Annotated in this window: 18 protein-coding genes and 1 tRNA gene; 11 read left to right on the forward strand and 8 right to left on the reverse strand. The window is 63.9% G+C overall.

From position 1 onward, the window contains the following. A partial coding sequence (gene carB / locus ACSLE4_RS12505; protein WP_435904770.1) for a carbamoyl-phosphate synthase large subunit occupies positions 1-2248 on the reverse strand: 2248 nt, incomplete at its 3' end. Positions 2249-2426: 178 nt separating this feature from the next. Here carB and ACSLE4_RS12510 point away from each other — a divergent pair. After that, positions 2427-3662: a YihY/virulence factor BrkB family protein gene (locus ACSLE4_RS12510; RefSeq protein WP_435904771.1), complete on the forward strand. Its 1236-nt coding sequence runs from the start codon at positions 2427-2429 to the stop codon at positions 3660-3662. On the opposite strand, the gene carA is transcribed toward ACSLE4_RS12510, so the two are convergent. Further along, on the reverse strand, positions 3659-4837 hold the full coding sequence (gene carA / locus ACSLE4_RS12515; protein ID WP_435904787.1) for a glutamine-hydrolyzing carbamoyl-phosphate synthase small subunit: 1179 nt from the start codon (positions 4835-4837) through the stop codon (positions 3659-3661). The genes ACSLE4_RS12510 and carA overlap by 4 nt on opposite strands. 307 nt (positions 4838-5144) lie before the next feature. On the opposite strand from carA, the gene ACSLE4_RS12520 reads away from it, so the two are divergent. The 3 genes from ACSLE4_RS12520 (at position 5145) to ACSLE4_RS12530 (ending at position 6770) form a co-directional block, all read left to right on the forward strand. Then, positions 5145-5594, forward strand: a complete 450-nt coding sequence (locus tag ACSLE4_RS12520; protein ID WP_435904772.1) for a GatB/YqeY domain-containing protein — start codon at positions 5145-5147, stop codon at positions 5592-5594. Between the two features lie 215 nt (positions 5595-5809). Further along, positions 5810-6214 (forward strand): hypothetical protein, encoded by a 405-nt coding sequence (locus ACSLE4_RS12525; RefSeq protein WP_435904773.1) that lies wholly within the window; start codon positions 5810-5812, stop codon positions 6212-6214. Positions 6215-6368: 154 nt separating this feature from the next. Next, positions 6369-6770, forward strand: coding sequence for a hypothetical protein (locus tag ACSLE4_RS12530; RefSeq protein ID WP_435904774.1), 402 nt, complete (start codon positions 6369-6371; stop codon positions 6768-6770). Positions 6771-6837: 67 nt separating this feature from the next. Here ACSLE4_RS12530 and ACSLE4_RS12535 read toward each other — a convergent pair whose 3' ends face one another. Continuing rightward, positions 6838-7077 carry a hypothetical protein gene (locus ACSLE4_RS12535; protein WP_435904775.1) on the reverse strand — a complete coding sequence of 80 codons (240 nt, stop codon included), beginning with the start codon at positions 7075-7077 and terminating at the stop codon, positions 6838-6840. Positions 7078-7296: 219 nt separating this feature from the next. On the opposite strand from ACSLE4_RS12535, the gene dnaG reads away from it, so the two are divergent. From dnaG to ACSLE4_RS12555, 4 genes are all read left to right on the forward strand, one after another. Further along, complete coding sequence (dnaG, locus tag ACSLE4_RS12540; protein WP_435904776.1) at positions 7297-9204, forward strand: DNA primase; 1908 nt, start codon at positions 7297-7299, stop codon at positions 9202-9204. 108 nt (positions 9205-9312) lie between these two features. Then, on the forward strand, positions 9313-9846 hold the full coding sequence (locus tag ACSLE4_RS12545; protein WP_435904777.1) for a L,D-transpeptidase: 534 nt from the start codon (positions 9313-9315) through the stop codon (positions 9844-9846). Between the two features lie 677 nt (positions 9847-10523). Beyond that, positions 10524-12497, forward strand: a complete 1974-nt coding sequence (gene rpoD / locus ACSLE4_RS12550; RefSeq protein ID WP_435904778.1) for an RNA polymerase sigma factor RpoD — start codon at positions 10524-10526, stop codon at positions 12495-12497. Between the two features lie 247 nt (positions 12498-12744). Next, positions 12745-13449: a zinc metallopeptidase gene (locus ACSLE4_RS12555; RefSeq protein WP_435904779.1), complete on the forward strand. Its 705-nt coding sequence runs from the start codon at positions 12745-12747 to the stop codon at positions 13447-13449. Positions 13450-14181: 732 nt separating this feature from the next. On the opposite strand, the gene ACSLE4_RS12560 is transcribed toward ACSLE4_RS12555, so the two are convergent. Then, positions 14182-14568 carry a septal ring lytic transglycosylase RlpA family protein gene (locus ACSLE4_RS12560; protein ID WP_435904780.1) on the reverse strand — a complete coding sequence of 129 codons (387 nt, stop codon included), beginning with the start codon at positions 14566-14568 and terminating at the stop codon, positions 14182-14184. A gap of 162 nt (positions 14569-14730) precedes the next feature. Here ACSLE4_RS12560 and ACSLE4_RS12565 point away from each other — a divergent pair, with 162 nt between their 5' ends. Beyond that, entirely contained in the window at positions 14731-15969 is a 1239-nt protein-coding gene (locus ACSLE4_RS12565) for an adenylate/guanylate cyclase domain-containing protein (protein WP_435904781.1), read from the forward strand. A 58-nt stretch (positions 15970-16027) separates the two neighbouring features. On the opposite strand, the gene ACSLE4_RS12570 is transcribed toward ACSLE4_RS12565, so the two are convergent. Both ACSLE4_RS12570 and ACSLE4_RS12575 read right to left on the reverse strand, forming a co-directional pair. Continuing rightward, positions 16028-16240 carry a hypothetical protein gene (locus ACSLE4_RS12570; protein ID WP_435904782.1) on the reverse strand — a complete coding sequence of 71 codons (213 nt, stop codon included), beginning with the start codon at positions 16238-16240 and terminating at the stop codon, positions 16028-16030. 234 nt (positions 16241-16474) lie between these two features. Further along, a complete protein-coding gene (locus ACSLE4_RS12575) occupies positions 16475-16765 on the reverse strand; it encodes a hypothetical protein (protein ID WP_435904783.1) in 291 nt (96 codons plus the stop codon). A gap of 354 nt (positions 16766-17119) precedes the next feature. On the opposite strand from ACSLE4_RS12575, the gene panD reads away from it, so the two are divergent. Then, positions 17120-17476, forward strand: a complete 357-nt coding sequence (gene panD, locus ACSLE4_RS12580) for an aspartate 1-decarboxylase (RefSeq protein ID WP_435904784.1) — start codon at positions 17120-17122, stop codon at positions 17474-17476. Between the two features lie 94 nt (positions 17477-17570). Here the strand turns inward: panD and ACSLE4_RS12585 are convergent, their stop codons facing one another. Further along, the gene (locus ACSLE4_RS12585; RefSeq protein ID WP_435904785.1) at positions 17571-18293 is read right to left on the reverse strand and encodes an SIMPL domain-containing protein; all 723 of its coding nucleotides are present in this window, start codon (positions 18291-18293) and stop codon (positions 17571-17573) included. A gap of 130 nt (positions 18294-18423) precedes the next feature. Here ACSLE4_RS12585 and ACSLE4_RS12590 point away from each other — a divergent pair. Then, positions 18424-18500 (forward strand) — tRNA-Ile (locus ACSLE4_RS12590). Positions 18501-18686: 186 nt separating this feature from the next. On the opposite strand, the gene mddA is transcribed toward ACSLE4_RS12590, so the two are convergent. Continuing rightward, positions 18687-19259: methanethiol S-methyltransferase (gene mddA / locus ACSLE4_RS12595; protein ID WP_435904786.1), on the reverse strand; the 573-nt coding region annotated here is incomplete at its 5' end.

Raw genomic sequence — 19259 nt, forward strand, 5'->3', positions numbered from 1 at the left:
GCTGGCGCAGGCCGAGCTTGTGCAACAGCTTCTGAAACCGCTCCCTGTCTTCGGCCATGTCGATCGACTCCGGCGACGTTCCGATCACAGGAACCCCGTTTGCTTCCAGGGCCAGCGCGAGCTTGAGAGGCGTCTGGCCTCCGAATTGCACGATGACACCGAGTGGTTTTTCCCGGGCGACGATCTCGAGCACGTCTTCGAGTGTCACTGGTTCGAAATACAGCCGGTCGGACGTGTCGTAGTCGGTGGAAACGGTTTCGGGATTGCAATTGATCATGATGGTCTCGAAGCCCGCGGCCGACAGCGAGAACGCCGCGTGACAGCAGCAATAGTCGAACTCGATGCCTTGGCCGATGCGGTTCGGGCCGCCGCCGAGAATAATGATCTTGTCCGCGCCCGAGGGCCGCGCCTCGCAAGCTTCGCCGCCGGGAAAGCCTGTCTCGTAGGTGGAATACATATACGCGGTGGGCGAGGCGAACTCGGCCGCGCACGTGTCGATGCGCTTGAAGACCGGGTGCACGTCGAGATCGCTCCGCCGCTTTGCGACCTCGGCCGGTTCGAACTTGGCCAAAGTCGCCAGCCGCTCGTCCGAGAAGCCTTGTCGCTTCAGTGCCCGGAATTGTGAGGCCGTCGTCGGCAGGCCGTGCTGCTGCACGCGCAGCTCCGCGTCGATGATGTCCTGGATCTGGCGGATGAACCACGGATCAATACGGCAGCTGTCGTAGATCTGCTCGTGGCTGAAGCCGAGCCGCAAGGCTTGCGCGACTTTCAGCAGCCGGTCCGGCGAGGGCGTGCCGAGCGCCTCGCGGATCACGTTCTTGTCGTCGCCTTGGCCGAGCCCAACGAACTGGAAGTCATCGAGACCCGCCAGCCCCGTCTCCATGGAGCGGAGCGCCTTTTGCAGCGACTCTTGGAAGGTGCGGCCGATGCCCATGGCCTCGCCCACCGATTTCATCGACGTGGTCAAGGTCGGGGCGCTCCCTGCGAACTTCTCGAAAGCGAAACGCGGGATCTTGGTCACCACATAATCGATGGTCGGCTCGAAGCTCGCGGGCGTCACGCCCCCGGTAATGTCGTTGGAAAGCTCGTCCAGCGTGTAGCCGACGGCGAGCTTGGCGGCGATCTTGGCGATGGGGAAGCCGGTCGCCTTGGAAGCAAGCGCCGAGGAGCGCGATACGCGCGGGTTCATCTCGATAATGATGAGCCGTCCGTCGTCCGGGTTGACCGCGAACTGCACGTTTGAGCCGCCGGTCTCCACGCCGATCTCGCGCAGCACCGCGATCGAGGCGTTGCGCATGATCTGATATTCTTTGTCGGTCAGCGTCAGCGCCGGCGCCACGGTAATCGAGTCGCCGGTATGCACGCCCATCGGGTCGATATTCTCGATGGAGCAGATGATGATGCAGTTGTCGTCCTTGTCGCGGACGACCTCCATCTCATATTCCTTCCAGCCGATCACCGATTCCTCGATCAGCACCTCGCAGGTAGGTGAGGCGTCGAGTCCCCGCTCGATGATTTCCAGAAACTCCTCGCGGTTGTAAGCGATGCCGCCGCCGGTGCCGCCGAGCGTAAAGGACGGGCGGATGATCGCGGGCAAGCCGATGTCCTGCAGCGCTTCGAGCGCTTCGATCAGTCCCTTCTCCACATAGCGTCTGCGCCGGTCGCTTTCGTGCCGCGCCCAATCCACCTCGAAGGCGAGCAGGGCCTTGGCGCGGTCTTCCACGTCCGGGTGCTCCGCCTCGATACGCGCGATCTCGGTCTTGTAGGTTTCGCGGTCGGCGCGCTTCAGGGAGGCGGCGTCGGCGAGCCGTGAGCGCGGCGTCTCCAACCCGATCTTCTCCATCGCCTCGCGGAACAATTCGCGGTCTTCCGCCTTGTCGATGACCTCTGCGCGTGCGCCGATCATCTCGACGCCGAACTCTTTCAACACGCCCGCGCGGTCCAGGCTGAGCGCGGTATTGAGCGCCGTCTGCCCGCCCATGGTGGGCAGTACCGCGTCGGGCCGTTCCTTCTCGATGATCTTGGCGACCACTTCCGGCGTGATTGGCTCGATATAGGTGGCGTCGGCCAACTCCGGGTCCGTCATGATCGTGGCCTGGTTCGAGTTCACCAGCACGATCCGGTAGCCCTCTTCCTTCAGGGCCTTGCAGGCTTGGGTGCCGGAATAGTCGAACTCGCAGGCCTGGCCGATCACGATCGGTCCGGCCCCGATGATCAGGATGGACTTTATGTCTTCGCGTTTGGGCATTTAGGACTCTGGCCCCGGCTTTGTGGACGGGAAAGGCGGGGGCCGCGGAGGTCTTAGACCAGATTCCGCGGTGAGGGAAGCGAAGCACGTCCGGTCCAGGCCGGAAAACCGGCATATTTTCGCAACTTTGCGGCGCCTGGTGAGTTTCCTTTCAAACCCCGCATGTAATCTTGACCCCATGGCATCCCAACCCCGCGCAAACACGCCTCTTTGGCTCGACCTGTTGATTGCCTCCGGCGCAATCGGCGGGGCCTATGCGCTCGACCGCTACGTCCTTCCGCAGCCGAAGAAGCCGCGCGACAAGGGCCGAGACAAGGGCACGGACCTGCCGGCCGATTCGGCGGATGCACCGGAGGAAACTCCCATGCCTGCGGAGGCCCCCGAAGAGTCCCCGGACACAGGTTCGGGCGCCATGGAGACGCGGCCCTCGCAGGAGCCGGAGCAAGTTCAGCATGCCCGCTCTCACGACCGGGGCCGCGGCCGGCGCGCGACAGGGCCCCACAAGATTCCGGCCAAGGGGTGGATGGATGTCGGCTATCGCGTCTTCACGCAGATCAGCGAGGACCGGCTGCTCGCCGTTGCCGCGGGCGCTGTCTTCTATATGTTGCTCGCGCTGTTTCCAGCCGTGACCGCGCTTGTCTCCCTCTACGGCCTGTACAGCGATCCGGTCACGATCAATCAGCAGCTCTCGCTGCTGTCCGGCGTCATGCCCGCGTCCGGCATCGATATCGTGCGCGAGCAGGTAACCCGCCTCGCCGAGACGAGCAACAGTTCGCTCAGCTTCGGCTTTCTCTTCGGTCTTGGTCTTGCGTTGTGGAGCGCCAATGCCGGCATGAAGGCGATCATCGACTCCCTCAACGTCGTCTACGACGAGCGGGAGAAGCGCGGCTTCGTGCATCTCACTCTCGTCGCCTTCGCCTTCACCCTCGGTGCGCTTGTCTGCGTTCTTCTCGCGCTTTCCGCCATCGTGGTGCTGCCGCTGGTGCTCGCCTGGGTCGGCCTCGATACGCAAATGGGCCTAATCTTGTCATGGCTCCGCTGGCCGGCGCTATTGTTGGTCGTGCTGGTCGCGCTTTCGGTGCTCTATCGCTACGGACCGAGCCGCGCGAGGGCGCGCTGGCGCTGGCTCAGCGTGGGCGCCGTGTTCGCCACGGTCGCCTGGCTCTTAGGGTCCGCGCTGTTTTCCTGGTATCTGTCGAACTTCGCCAATTACGATGCGACCTATGGCTCTCTCGGCGCAGCCATCGGCCTGATGATGTGGCTTTGGATGAGCGTGATCGTCATTCTGGTCGGTGGCGAGCTCAATGCGGAGCTCGAGCATCAGACCGCGGAAGACACCACCACAACGCCGGAGAAGCCGCTCGGCCAGCGCGGCGCCACCATGGCCGACGCCGTCGGCAAAGCCTGGCGCTAAGCCTTCTCCTTCTTGGCTTCTTCCATCAGCGCCACGAAGCGTGTGAAGAGATAGTGGCTGTCCTGCGGGCCGGGCGAGGCTTCCGGGTGGTACTGCACCGAGAACACCGGCTTGTCCTTGAGCTTCAGCCCGGCATTGGAGCCGTCGAACAGCGAGACGTGCGTCTCCTCCACCGTCTCGGGCAGGCTTTCCCGCTCCACGGCGAAGCCGTGATTCATCGAGGTGATCTCCACCTTGTGCGTCGTGAAGTCCTTCACCGGATGGTTCGCGCCGTGATGGCCTTGATGCATCTTGCTCGTTGTGCCGCCGAGCGCGAGGCCGAGCATCTGATGTCCGAGACAAATGCCGAAGGTCGGCACGCCGGACTCCACGAGCTTCTTGATCTCCGGCACCGCGTATTCGCCGGTCGCCGCCGGATCGCCCGGTCCGTTGGAGACGAACACGCCGTCGGGGTTACGCTCCAGGATTTCTTGCGCCGAAGTGGTTGCCGGCACCACCGTCACCTTGCAGCCGGCTTGCGCCAGCTCGCGCAGGATGTTGCGCTTCAGCCCGAAGTCTATGGCAACCACGTGGAAGCGCGGGCTCTCTTGGCGGCCGTAGCCCTTGCCCCATTCCCAGGCCGTCTCGTCCCAAGTGTAGCTTTGTCCGCAAGTCACGTCCTTGGCGAGGTCGAGCCCGACCATGCCCGACCAGCCGGCAGCCTCGCGCTTCAACGCATCGACGTCGAATTTACCTTCGGCGGCATGCGCGATCGCCGCCTGCGGCATGCCTTTGTCGCGGATTAAGGCGGTGAGCGCTCGGGTATCCACGCCGGTGATGGCGATGATGCCGCGAGCCTTCAGCCAGGCGTCGAAGTCTTGGCCCGCGCGCCAGTTCGACGGCGCGGTGATGGGAGCGCGCAGGACGCAGCCGCGCACGCCGGACGAGGCGGCGAGGTTCGATGTCTCGATGTCCTCGATATTCGTGCCGACATTGCCGACATGCGGGAAGGTGAAGGTGATGATCTGCCCCGTGTAGGACGGGTCGGTCAGGATCTCCTGATAGCCGGTCATCGCCGTGTTGAAGCAGACCTCACCGACGGCGACGCCCGTGGCGCCCGCGCCCTGGCCTTCGATCACCGTGCCGTCGGCCAGCACGAGCAGCGCCGTCGGCGCCTCGTCGGCCCAAGGCGGCATGGTCCCCGCGCGCGAAGCAGTGGCCTCCGTGGCCGGAGTGTCGGGTTCGTCGGTCATCGGCAAACGATGGGCGGCCGTGCTTTATGCGGCCAAGGCCCGCTCTGTTCGGTCGGATCCGAGGGCCTGCGCGCAAGGCGACGCGCATCCTCTGGTCGCGCTATTTACGTCAGCTCTGTGACGCGGTCAATCCGCAAGAGCAAATATTTTCCTGTTAAAACAACGCCTTAAGCTCGCAAATTCGCTTGCGCTGGATCGCGGCGTCGATTAGGTTGGGAGCTTCCTTCCTGAACACCCAATAAGACAGTCCATGCGCGAGACCATCAACGCCGCCTTGCAAGCTGCGACCAAGGCGCGTGATGCGCGCCGTGTCTCCACGCTGCGGCTGGTCGCTGCCGCCATCAAGGACCGCGACATCGCCGCGCGCACGTCGGGCAGCGGCCAAGCCACCGACGCTGAGCTGCTCGAGCTTCTCGCCAAGATGATCAAGCAGCGCGAGGAGTCGCAGAAGATCTATGCCGACGCCGGCCGCGCCGAGCTCGCCCAGCAGGAAGGCGAGGAGGTCGCGATCATCCGCGAGTTTCTTCCCAAGCAACTCTCCGACGCGGACATGACGAAAGCGATCGACGACGCGATCGCCGAGACGGGTGCGGAAAGCGTGCGCGACATGGGCAAGGTCATGGCCGCGCTCAAAAGCCGTTACGCCGGACAGATGGATTTCGGCAAAGCGAGCGGCGCCGTCAAAGCGAAGCTCGGTTAACGGCCTCGCTTGCTGCACATCTTGTGTGCACAGCGCACATCATCCGTGCACGATCAACAAATCCAATCGACTCTTCGGAGAACACGTGCGGCAGCCGGACACGCGGCAGTTTGTCGTTGCGCCGCAACATAGATTTGTCGCGTTGCAACACTATGTTCGTTGCAGTGCAGCACGAAGCGATTCGTGCTGATGATCGTCAAATTGGAGGCCTACCGATGTTGCTGCGAACCCTGAAACTTCTTTCCATCGCTGCGGCGGTCGCGTTGAGCGCGCTCGCCGTCACACAAACTGCACACGCCGATGACGCGCGCGCCAATCTCGGTCCCGTCGGCCCGAACGAGCCGATCCTGGCGACGGTCGGCACCTCGCGCATGATCGCTTACTACGAGCCCCAGAACGGCAAATGCTCGGTGAGCGCGGTCGTGTTCGATACGTCGCCCAATGGCGGGGGCGAGGCTTCGACGCGCGTGCGCGTGGCGCTGCATCCCGGCGAGATCTTCAATCTCGACGTCGTCAAGGATGAGCGCGTGATGCTCACCTGCGGTCCCAACGCGTCCATGCTGACCGTGCTCAATCGCGGCGAGCTCCGGACCAAGTCGGCCCGCAATATCGTCTACTAGCAGCCTTTGCTGCACGAGGAGGCCAAGCCGGGCGGTGCGGAAAGCGCCGCCCGGCTTCTCTTTGTCCTTGGAGCATTTTCCTTGTGGCTTGGCGGCGTGCGGGGCAGCATGGGGGCCCCGCTATCGAGATCTCCAAACATCATAGGAGTATGTGATGCGACTTTCGAAGGTTACGCCGTGGGCGTTCCTTGCGGCTCTTTGCCTTGTGCCGACCGGGGCTCCGGCGGCGCCGGGCATCGCTTGCCAGCTCGCCGAGGTCTATGCGTGCACGCCTGCCGGCTGCCAGAAGGTTTCGGCCAAGGATAACAATCTCCCGGCCGCCGTCGAGCTCAACGTTAAGGAGAAGAACCTGTTCTCGGGCCTGTTCGGCGGAGAGGGGCTGTTGCATTCCGGCGACGTTTACGAGGACGAGAAGGTTCTCATCCTTCATGGCCGCAGAGCCCTTCAGACCTGGACCGCGGTCGTGGACAAGACCACCGGCGCCTATTCGGGATCGGTCTCCCAGATCGGCAAGAGCTTCACCCAGTTCGGCACCTGCACGGGCATTACCCGTTAGGTCCATACGTGCGCGACGATTGGAGAGCCGGGTGGTGCTAAAGCGCTGCCCGGCTTTTCTTATGCGCTTAGAGCGGCGGCCCGGCGCGGCGCTTCACCAGGAAATAGAGCGAGAAGGCGCCAATGGCGAGCAGCAACAGCCCGCCGGCCCAGGCGAGCGGCGTGCCGTACCAATAGATGAGGCAGATGCCGACAATGGGGGTGACGCTGGAGGCGACGATGTCGGAGAGATCGATATCGAGCAGCCACCACACCACGATTGCGATGATGGCGAAGATCGCCAGCGCAATGACGAGAAGGATCACCATCTCAACGTCTCTACTGTCTCCAACATCGGCTTTCAGCCTACACGCTTATGTCATGGCCGGGCCAGCCCCGGCCATCCGCGAATTCCAGCCCCGGCCATCCGCGAATTACAAGGCTGCGTGCGTCGCATAGTTCCTAATTTGTTCGCATTCGGTGGATAATGGGTATGAGCGCGGAAATCGGGTTCGCGCCATCCACCCTGAAGGCCCACTGTCGCTGAAATGAAGTTCTCCGATTCGTTCCTCGATGAGATCCGCGCCCGGCTCCCCGTTAGCCAGGTCGTCTCGCGCCGCGTGCAGCTCAAGCGGGCGGGGCGCGAGTGGAAGGGCCTGTCGCCCTTCAACCGCGAGAAGACGCCATCCTTCACCGTAAACGACCAGAAGGGCTTCTATCACTGCTTCTCCTCCTCAAAGCACGGCGACATCTTCACCTTCGTCATGGAGACGGAAGGCTTGAGCTTCCCGGAAGCCGTGGAGCGGTTGGCGGGCGAGGCGGGCGTGCCCATGCCCGCCCCCGATCCCCAATATGAGCGCACCGTGAAGGAGCGGCTTGGGCTGATGGATGCGCTCGAAGCCGCCGCCAAGCTGTTCGACCAGGCTCTGCGGTCGGAAGCCGGCCGCGAGGCGCTTGCCTACGCGGAAGGCCGCGGCATCTCCCGCGACACCATCAGTGAGTTCCGCATCGGCTACGCGCCGGGCGGCCGCGACAGGCTCAAGGCCGCGCTGCTGGAACGTGGCTTCACCGAGCCGCAGCTGCTGGACGCAGGCCTCGTAATCAAGCCGGACGATGGACGCCCCACTTACGACCGCTTCCGCAACCGGCTTGCCATTCCCATTCTCGACCTGAAGTCGCGCGTGATCGCTTTCGGCGCCCGCGCTCTCGAGCCGGACGCCCAGCCCAAATATCTAAACTCGCCGGAGACGCGCCTCTTCGACAAAGGCTCGATGGTCTACAACTTCGCCCGCGCCCGTCCGTCCGCCTTCGAGAAGGGCGAGCTGATTGTGGTCGAAGGCTATATGGACGTGATCGCGCTCCATCAGGCGGGCTTCAAGAATGTCGTTGCCACGCTCGGCACCGCCTTCACCGAGCGGCAGATGGAGCAGCTTTGGCAGCTTGCCCCGGAGCCCGTGATCTGCTTCGACGGCGATAAGGCGGGCGAGGGGGCGGCCGCGCGCGCCGTCGACCGCATGCTCCCCGCTTTGCGCGAAGGCCATTCCTTCCGCTTCGCCTTCCTGCCGCAAGGCCAAGACCCGGACGATCTCGTGCGCGGCGCAGGGCCGGGCGCCTTTGCCGAATGTGTGAAGAACGCCCATCCCTTGATCGACATGCTGTGGCGGCGGGAGAAGCAGGCGATGGTCCTCGATACGCCCGAGCGCCGCGCCGCCTTCGAGGCGCGAGTCGAGAATTTGCTCGGCGAGATCGGCAATATGCGGGTCCGCGAGCATTACCGCCGCGAGATCAAGAACCGGCTGTTCGAGCTGTGGCGCCCGCAAACCCCGCGCGGGCGCGGGGCAAGCAAAGGCGGCAGGTCGCCCGCCAAGCCCGAGCGCCGCGAGGCGATGCCGCCGCCGACCGCTTACGGCTTTGTTACCATCGTCATCCTTGCGCTCGTCAACCATCCCTGGCTGCTCGATCATTTCGCGGAAGAAGTGGCGAGCGTGGAGGTGCGCGACAAACCGCTCGCCGCGCTGCTCGCGAGCGTCACCAAAGCGATCTTCGAGGATCCCGCCATAACGCGCGAGGGTTTGATCGCCCAGCTTCGCGACGGACCCCATGCCAAGGTGCTGGAGCGGCTCTTCTGGGAGAGCCCGTTCATGCGCGTGGCCTTCCTCCAGCCCGAGACGCCGCAAGGCGACGTGGAGGCGCAGTTCACCGGCGTTCTCTACCGCTGGCGGGCGCTGCCGACCCTCAATCGGGAGATCGCCGAGAGCGCCAATCACCTGGCGGAAATGTCCGAGGCTGAGTACGAGCGCTTCACCACGCTCCAGCAGGAGGTGGCGAGCATCGGCCAGCATCACGAGGCGGACGACGCCGGCGAGGGCGAAGCCAACAAGCGCTTCCAGGAGATGCTGGCCCGGCTCAAGAAGGAGCCCTTGTCGAAGGGCCGCCGCACCGAGAAGCGGCATTAGGCAAGGTTCGTGAAACCTTCGGCTATGGGTTAGAGTTGACTCCGCCTGAGGGGACAAGCCCGTCCACAATGTGCGGTGCTTGGTCTCCTAAGGAGGGAGCGACGGGGAATGGGATGCCTTCGGCTTTTGGTCGTGCTGCTGCTTACGGCATGTTTCTTCATCGCCGCGCCGGAGACGGCGCGCGCCGGCGTGCTCATTCACATCGACAAACCGACCCAAACCATGACCGTGACGGTCGACGGCCAAGTGCGGTACCGCTGGCCCGTGTCGACCGGCGCCAGCAAATATTCGACGCCGGCCGGCTCCTACACGGCCTTCCGCATGGTGCGGATGCACTACTCCCAGGAGTGGGACAATGCCGGCATGCCGCACTCGATCTTCTTCACCACGCGCGGCCACGCCATTCACGGCTCCAACCATCCCGGTCTCGGCACCCCGGCCTCTCACGGCTGCGTCCGCCTCTCGCTGCCGAACGCGGCAACACTCTTTCAGTTGGTCGAGGCCCGCGGCGTGACATCGGCCAAGGTCGTGGTGCGGGGGTCCGATCCGCCCGGCTATCACACCGCGACCGATATCCCCACGGCCTCGACGCCGCCGCGGCAGAAGCGGCGGGGGCTCTTTGGCGGCCTGTTCGGGCGGTAAAGCGCGGGGCCACGGTCCGGCGGCGCGACCCGCCGCAGGGAGCCTGCTGCGCCTTTTGACCTCTCCTCCCCCGCGGGTGAGGGGGGCAACCCAAACTGAGTCCCCCAAACTGGGTCCTGAGCCCCTCCTTCCGGACCCGCCGATCCGGCCCCGAACTTGCACCCCTCCGACAGGCTGTTTCACGGGCGGAAAGGAACGGAAAAAAGCTTACTGGCACGGACTTTGCGGCCTTGACAGGGGGTGTCCCCCTCGCCAAGTCATGCCCATAGCGCGGGCACCCATGTAAAAACCCCGCAAAAGGCGGAAAAGCGTTGCGTTCGTGCCGCGTGCAGTTGCCCTCAAGGGCCGCGTGGGCCGGTGTCGCGTGCGGCCGGTGCCGGTTGGGCCATCCGACGTTTGAAGCGCGCGAGCCCCGCGTCGATAAGTCTGAGACCTTTATTGCAGGCTGGATGTTCTAACAGGAGGCATTTCGGCCCCGAATTGGGCGAAAAACGCAGAGCGTCTCTCGCTTCGCCGGGGCCATGCTTAATTGACGGTTAAGGGTGTGCCCGTTAATCGCTTCTGGGACGTGCCGTCGCTGGGGCGCCCCAGACAGTTACAGATATTGAGAGAGGCTTATCCCCCTCTCCCGACCATGAGAGCGGCGCCCCTTAAGGGGAAGGCCCGGAGTAATATGAATGGCAACCAAGACAGCTGAAGCCGAAGAGCAAGAGCCCGAGACCCAGTCCCAGGACGGGCCGGTGCTCGACATGTCCGACGCGGCCGTCAAGAAGCTGATCAAGACGGCGAAGGCGCGCGGCTTCGTGACCTATGACGAGCTGAACGAGGTGCTGCCCTCCGAGGAGGTCTCCTCCGAGCAGATCGAGGACACCATGTCCATGCTGTCGGACATGGGCATCAACGTCATCGATTCAGACGACGCCGAAGAGGCCGAGAGCGCGGACGGCGAAGGCAAGGCCGTGGTTCCGCAAGCCGCCGTCGCCAAGCCCGAGACCGCCACCAAGGAGCCCACCGAGCGTACCGACGACCCCGTGCGCATGTATCTGCGCGAGATGGGCACCGTCGAGCTTCTCTCGCGTGAAGGCGAGATCGCCATCGCCAAGCGCATCGAGGCCGGCCGCGAGGCCATGATCGCAGGCCTGTGCGAAAGCCCGCTCACCTTCCAGGCCATCATCATCTGGCGCGACGAGCTGAACGAAGGCAAGATTCTGCTCCGCGACATCATCGATCTCGAAGCCACCTATCAAGGCCCCGACGCCAAGGTCGTTCCCTCCCAGCCGCTGCCCGGCGAGGAGCCGGCGGAGGAAGAGGAAAAGCCCGCCGAGGAAGGCGAGGAGAAAGAGGGCGAAGAGGAAGAGGACGACGAGGACGATCTGGAGAACTCGCTGTCGCTCGCCGCCATGGAGGCCGAGCTCAAGCCGCAAGTGCTCGAGACCTTCGACCTCGTTGCCACCAACTACAAGAAGCTCCGCCGCCTTCAGGACCAGCTGGTCGAACGCGCGCTGAAGAACGACACGCTCTCCTCGTCCCAGGAGAAGCGCTACAAGGCGCTGAAGGACGAGATCGTCACCGAGGTCAAGTCGCTCCAGCTCAATACCAACCGCATCGAGTCCCTGGTCGAGACGCTCTACGACATCAACAAGAAGCTGATGGGTTATGAAGGCCGCCTGCTGCGCCTCGCCGAAGGCTATGGCGTCGCGCGCGAGGACTTCCTCGGCGAGTATCAGGGCAACGAGCTTGACCCCAACTGGCTGCGCCGCGTCGGCCGCCTCAAGAAAAAGGGCTGGGCCGATTTCATCCGCGACGAGCGCGGGCTGGTGAAGGAGCTCCGCTCCGCCATCCATCAGCTTGCCGCCGAGACGGGCCTTGAGATCTCCGAGTTCCGCCGCATCGTGCATATCGTGCAGAAGGGCGAGCGCGAGGCGCGCCAGGCGAAGAAGGAGATGGTCGAGGCCAATTTGCGTCTCGTGATCTCCATCGCCAAGAAATACACGAACCGCGGGCTTCAGTTCCTCGACCTCATCCAGGAAGGGAACATCGGCCTGATGAAGGCGGTCGATAAGTTCGAATATCGCCGCGGCTACAAGTTCTCGACCTACGCCACGTGGTGGATCCGCCAGGCGATCACCCGCTCGATCGCGGACCAGGCGCGCACCATCCGCATCCCCGTGCACATGATCGAGACCATCAACACGATCGTGCGCACGTCGCGCCAGATGCTTCACGAGATCGGCCGCGAGCCGACGCCGGAAGAGCTCGCCGAGAAATTGGCCATGCCACTGGAGAAGGTGCGCAAGGTCCTCAAGATCGCCAAGGAGCCCATCAGCCTCGAGACGCCGATCGGCGACGAGGAGGATTCATATCTCGGCGATTTCATCGAGGACAAGAACGCGGTGCTCCCCATCGACGCCGCGATCCAGTCCAATTTGCGCGAGACGACGACGCGGGTGCTGGCGTCCCTCACGCCGCGCGAGGAGCGCGTGCTGCGCATGCGGTTCGGCATCGGCATGAACACCGACCACACCTTGGAAGAGGTCGGCCAGCAGTTCTCGGTCACCCGTGAACGCATCCGCCAGATCGAGGCCAAGGCGCTCCGCAAGCTGAAGCACCCGAGCCGGTCGCGAAAACTTCGGAGTTTCCTCGACAATTAAGCAAGCCTTTAGCCCCCAGGCTCGACCCGGGGGGTCATCCCGGCGAAAGCCGGGATCCAGTCACTTTTCCTTTTTGTCATCGCCCGGCTTGACCGGGCGATCCAGTAATCACCGGCCTTCGTGATCGCGGACGGTGGTAGTTACTGCCGGAACAAGTCCGGCAATGACGAGTGGTGTGCCCACTTTCGCGGGGCACGACGGGCGCTTTCGTCGTAAGCTCCGCCGTCCTGTCCACGGGGAGTCGGCGATGTTCGAGGATCCGCTGTTTTGGCTGTTTGTCGGCCCGGGGCTCCTGCTCGGCCTCTATGCGCAGGCGCGCATCAAGGCGAACGTCGCCAGATATTCGCAAGTCCCCACGCCAAGCGGCGTCACGGGCGCGCAAGTCGCGCGGGCGTTGCTCGACGCGCAAGGCTTGGCTGACGTCAAGATCGAGTCCACCGAGGGCGTGCTCTCCGATCACTATGACCCGCGCGACAAGGTGCTGCGCCTCAGCCAGAAGGTCTATTACACGCCGAGCGTCGCCGCAGCCGGCATCGCCGCGCATGAGACGGGCCACGCGCTGCAGGATGCGGAGGACTATTTCCCCATGGAGGCGCGCACCTATATCGTTCCGATCGTGCAGCTCGCCTCGCAAATCGCGCCCTGGGCGTTCGTCGCGGGCCTCATGCTGCAATGGAACACGCTGACCTGGATCGGCGTCGTCCTGTTTGGCGCCTCGTTCTTCTTCGCGCTGCTGACGCTGCCTGTCGAGTTCAACGCCAGCGCCCGCGCGAAAGAGCTCCTGATCCGCAAGAGGCTAATCGGCCCAGACCAGATCGAAGGCGTCGATAAGGTGCTGGACGCGGCCGCATGGACCTATGTCGCAGCGGCCGTCTCGGCCGTCGGCGTCTGGCTGTTTTATATCTTCATGCTGTTGGGGCGCGGCCGCAGCGCCTCCGCCGCGCGCGGGTGATCGCGCCGGATCGAGGCCGAGGCGCTCCGCAAGCTGAAACACCCGAGCCGGTCGCGGAAACTTCGGAGTTTTCTCGACAACTAAAGGCTGAAGCCGAAGCCCCCCGACTTGGTCGGGGGGACCCGTCACGGTCGCGGAAACTGCGAAGCTTCCTGGACAACTGAATCCCTGGTCCTGAAGACCTGGCCGAAGGCTGGCGCCTCGACACCTGACGCTCATCCCGGCGAAGGCCGGGATCCAGCAACCCTCACATTCCGGAGCCTGCCCTCGGGCTTGCCTGCCTCGCCGAAGCACAGAAGCACAGCTTGCTGTGCGAAGGCAGGACCCGAGGGTCATCGCCCGGACGAGGCGCGCGCTTTCGCCCTGTTCCGGAGCGCGGTCGAGCAGGCGGACGCGAAGCCGGTGTCGATCGACGACGAGGCGGAAGCGGACCGTCTGCGCAAAGATCTTGCGCGCCGGCTCCATGCCTTGGGGCCGCAGCTGCGGCCGCAGCCGGACAGCCAGCCATGATGGCCAATGTCATGCCGCCCCTCCCGCGTCATTGCCGGGCTTGTCCCGGCAATCCAATAGGGAGTCCGCAACAGGCTGCTTCGCCCGATTGGATGCCCGGAACAAGTCCGGGCATGACGAATGGAGAGAGAACAATCGCGCTCAAGCAGGCCAGAGGCCGGTAGCGCAAATAAAAATGCGCTCAAATAGGCCAGAGGCCGGTAGCGCCCATAAAAACTCTTCCTATTCGATGGGCTCGGCCGGGTCGTCGATGGAATCGGTGGGCACCGGCGCGACGTTCACGTCCGTCACGCCGTCCGCGACCATGCCGAGCTTGTGGGCCGCGTCCTCGGAGACGTCGATGACGCGCTCGTCCGCATACGGCCCGCGGTCGTCGACGCGGACCAGGACGGTGCGGCCGTTGTCCACGGTCTCGACCGCCACTTTCGTCCCAAAGGGGAGCGAGGGCTGGGCTGCGGCGGAGGTGGGCTGGCTGGTATTTTGGGGGAGGTCGCTGAAGGTGGCGAGCCCGACCGCGAGCAGCAGCGCGGCGAAGGTTGCCACGGTAATCATCGCGGCGCGCCGGTTGTCACCCTTGTTGGCACCCTTGGAGGGTTCCCGCTCGGTCATGCCTGGAAGTCCTCGAAATTGTTCCATCGCAAATCGTTAACGTGCGGGGGGACGAGGGGTTCCCGAAGGTTTTGCACCGGGCGGGGCCCATGTGGCGGATTAGTCGCGATGTGGCGGATTGGTCGTAAAGACGCCACGCGGAGCGCTGATATAGTCGCCGCCATGACCAACACCGAGATGACCGACACTGATATCGACACCCGAACCCGCCCCGAGCCGATCGATTTCGCCTCCGACATCATCGCCTCAGGGATCGCCGACATGCCGGTGGCGAACCTGGTGGAGACCGCCATGGAGCGGCTGGTGGCGGCCGGCGTGCCGCTCGCCCGCATGCATGTGGGCTTCCGCATCCTCCATCCGCTGTTCGACGGCATGAGCATCAGCTGGACGGACGAGGCGGGCGTCGACGTCGCCTATTTCGAGAATCTCGATGCGGACAACTCCGTCTACCGCCTGAGCCCGTTCTATTTCATGCTGTCCAACCAGCGCACCGAGTTCCGCGCCCGGCTCGATCGCGATGCTTGCGTCGACAATTATCCGCTGCTGGTGCAACTGCGTGACGGCGGGCACACCGATTATCTGGCGCTGATCGTGGCTTTCGGCACGGCGCCGCTGCACCCCGAGAGTCATGACGGGCTCGGCACCACGTGGGCCACCAAGGACCCGGGTGGCTTCACCGACGATCATGTCTGCGCCATGCGCCAGGTCCTGGCCCCGCTCGCGCTGGCGCTGCGCGTCGTCATCAAGGATCAGATCACGCGAAATGCGCTCAACACCTTCCACGGGCCCCTGGTCGGGGGGCGGATCCTGTCGGGCACCATCAAGCGCGGCGACGGCGAGCGGCTGGCCGCGGCCTTGTGGTACTCGGATCTGCGCAACTCGACCGCGCTGGCCGATCAGCTTTCCGTCGAGGGGTTCCTGGACTTGCTCAACGTCTATTTCGATTGTGCCGCCGGCGCGGTGATCGAGCAGGGTGGGCAAGTGCTCGACATTGTCGGCGACGCGATCCTGGCGTTCTTCCCCGCCGATGAGGTGGGGGAGGAAGCGGCCTGCGGCGCGGCGCTGCGCGTGGCGGTGAGCGCGCAAAGCCGCCTTGCCGCGATGAAGGCGGACGGGTGCGCCCGCGCGGCGGAGATCGATTTCGGCATCGGCGTGCATTTCGGCGACGTGGTGTTCGGCAATGCGGGCACGGCGGAGCGCTTGAAATTCGGCGTCATCGGCCGCGCCGTGAACGAGGTCGCGCGCAATCAGGACATGTCGAAGCTGCTGGGGCAGCCGATCGTGGTGTCGGACACGGTGGCGGATCGCGCCGGGACGGGCCAGAGCTATCGCCTTCAGAGTCTCGGGATGCACGTGCGCGGCATGCCCACCGCGCGGCGCCTCTGGGCCTTGCGGACCTAAAAAACGCCCCCGGAAGCGTGGGCTTCCGAGGGCGCTGAACGGAAAGGGATCGAGAGGGCTAGTTGTTGATGATGTCGCTCTCTTCCATCTCGCGGGCCTCACCCGGATCGGGGAGGGTGGAGGGCGCCTTCTGCATGGATGAGCCGGGCTCGTAGGGCTGGGTGTTCTGGTCGAGCTGGATGGCGTCGTTCTCGCTCGTGGCGTCGTCGACGGCCCAAGCGCTGCCGGCAAAGAAGGTGATGGCGATCGCGGCAATGAGGGTGCGAAGCATGTTTGACGTCTCCTTTGGGTCGCCCGCGGGGTCCGGCCGGGGTGGCGCGAGACGATCTCGCCGCGGAACGATTATGCCCGCTCTCTTGCCATACGCCCTGTCACCGCGAGCTTAGGAGGGACCTCGCAAATTGCCGCGAATTTTTGCGAATTCCGCGGGGCCGCTCGCATGCGCGCAAAAAGAAGCCCCGCTCCCGGGGGGACGGGGCGGGGCCTCTTCGTCGGCGAGGGCGCGCTAGTAGGTGTTGCGCGAGCCGCGCCAATATTCGCCGTCGTCCGAGCGCCCATAGGTGCCCGGCGCCGCATATGCCTTCACGTAAGGCAGCGCATACTGGTCGTAGTAGTACCGGCCGTCATCGCGATCGTTGGCGAGCGCGTGGCCGAAGCTCATCAGCAGCGCCGCGGTAAACAGCGCGCCGGTGAGCAGGAACGAGAAGATCGCCGGCATGCGGCTTGGCGTATACGCAATGACCCCGTGGTTCTTGAGAACGCGCTGGGTCTCAGGCGAAAGGGCCCGATGAGACATGGCTGGAGGCCTCCTGTTAGGCTGCGGCCCGGCTCGACAAGCTCCGGGCTCTTGTCTCCTGCCTATCAGAGGCGCCTGAAGAAACTGGTCAGCGCGCTGCCGCCAATTTTCGGAAAAGACCGCGAAATGCGTTCAGCTTTGGGTAAGGCGAACCAATGGGCTCGCTGCGACCAGGATTATTATCACAAGCCCGGCTCGCCTAAGCAGGACCACAAGGACGCTCACTCCAGCACCCGCGGCGGAAAGTCCCGGGAATCCTAGTGCTGCATTGCAACATCGCGGGCCTTGTCTTATATCCCAAGTGAGAACAATGGGGCGCCTGCGGGCGCCGGCTGGGAATCCAAGGGCGATCACGTGTTCCTAACCATGTTGAAGGCCAAGCTGCACCGGGCCACGGTGACCGGCGCGGACATGCATTACGAGGGGTCGATTGGCATCGACCGCGACCTGCTGGATGCCTCCGGCATCCTGCCGCATGAGCAGGTGGACGTGCTGAACATCAACACCGGCGCGCGCTTCACCACCTACGCCATCGAGGCGCCGCGCGGCTCCGCGGACATCGCCGTGAATGGCGCCGCGGCCCGTCTGGTGCAGAAGGGCGACAAGGTCATCATCGTCGCCTATTGCCAGATCCCGGCCGAAAAGGCGCGTAACTACCGGCCGACCGTCGTGGTGCTGGGCGAAGGCAACGACATCGTCCGCATGCCGTAACGGCCTGCGCAGCGTTTCTCTTTGCAATCCGAACGGATACGTCGTCAGGCCCATGCGGGTGTGCTCCCCTGGCGCGTCAGCGAAGCCTCCCGCGTCAGCGCAGCTCCCAAGTCACTCGGAGCCGCACCTGCACCGTCGTGGTCCCCGCCTCGATCGGCACGGCCTTGTCCATGGCCATGGGCGCTGCGGCCTCGGCATAGCGCGGGATATAGCCGCCGTCCTCCTCGGTGATGGTCAGCACGGGCCCGAGCTCGACGCCGGCCGTTTCCGCGTAGAGTTTCGCATCGGCGATGGCGTTGCGCATGGCCTGCTTGCGCGCCTCGTCCTTCAGCTCTTCGGGCTCCGATACCCCGAAATCGATCGAGCCGATCTGATTGGCCCCGAGCCGCACCACCGTGTCCAAGATCTCGCCGAGCTTCTTGGTGTCGCGCACGGTGATATGGACCTGGTTGGTCACCCGGTAGCCGGTGATGAAGGCGGCCTGGCCTTGCTTCTTCTGCTCGTAGATTGGCGACACGGAGAAATTCGTGGTCTGGATGTCCTTCGGGTCGATGCCGGCTTCTTTGAGCCCGGCCACGACCTTGCTCATCGCTTCCGTATTCTTGTCGAGCGCGTCGCGCGCGCTCTGGCCCTCGGCGGTGACGCCGGTGGTGATGTCTACCTTGTCGGGCGTGGTCTTCACCGCGCCGGTGGCAGACAGCGAGATGGTGCGTTTGTCGGGCGTATCGGCCAGCGCGGCCGGCGCCTCGAAGGCGAGGAAGGAGGCGAGCAGGGCTAGCGCCGGGAAGACGAGCTTCAGGGGAGAGGAAAGGGTCATTGTCTGAGAGATTTCCGCAATTGGTGGGATGGGTTCGGTGTTGGGCGTATCAGGAATCTGCTATGAGGCGGAATTGTGAGGCGCGAATAGCATCCCGAAACACAAGGGATTTTGACTATCCTTCGCGTGGGGGCCCGTAGCTCAATTGGTTAGAGCCGGCGGCTCATAACCGTCTGGTTGGAGGTTCGAGCCCTCCCGGGCCCACCAATCCAAAAATAAGTAATTGTAGTAAAATGATTTTTTCGCCCTTCGCCCGTACCGGAGGTGCAGGTTGCTTACGTCAGCGGAAGCCCTTGCTGACACTGCATCGTAGTCGGAGATGTCAGCTTTACGCCTGCAAGCAGACATCGTCAGCGGCTCTGTAGAAGTCCGCTTAGTGCCACGAGCCGACATTTATTTCTTAGGAGGCATCGGTAGGATCATGGAGACGCGTCGGCGGTATTGAACGTATGCGTCACCGTGGACGGCAACGAGATCACGTTCCTCCAGCAGGATGCCGATGAACACGTAGCCCATGGTAGCGACGGCAAACAGCAAATGGCCAACCGTCATAACTGGCGTTGCCCAAAACGCGAGCAGGAAGCCTAAGTAGATCGGGTGGCGAACAAACCTATAGAACAGAGGCGTGCTGAAATCAGGCGACTTGGCTTCGGTTCCGCTCCAATGCGAATACACTTGTTTCAATCCGAAAAGGTCGAAGTGACTCAGCAAAAACGTGCTTAGCAACACGATAGCCCAACCAATCCAGAACAACGCCGTAAGAATGCCCGCGCCAATGGGGTTGGTTACCGCCCAGATTACGTCAGGCATTGGCCTCCATAGCCAGAACAACAGGATCAATACGAGGCTCGACAAGAGCACATAAGTGCTGCGCTCTACCGCGCTCGGCACGATCCGCGTCCACCAGCGCTTAAATCCCGCGCGCGCCATGACGCTGTGCTGAATGGCAAAAAGACCGAGCAGGAT

The sequence above is a fragment of the Methyloceanibacter sp. genome (genome assembly GCF_051306395.1).
GTDB lineage: Bacteria > Pseudomonadota > Alphaproteobacteria > Rhizobiales > Methyloligellaceae > Methyloceanibacter.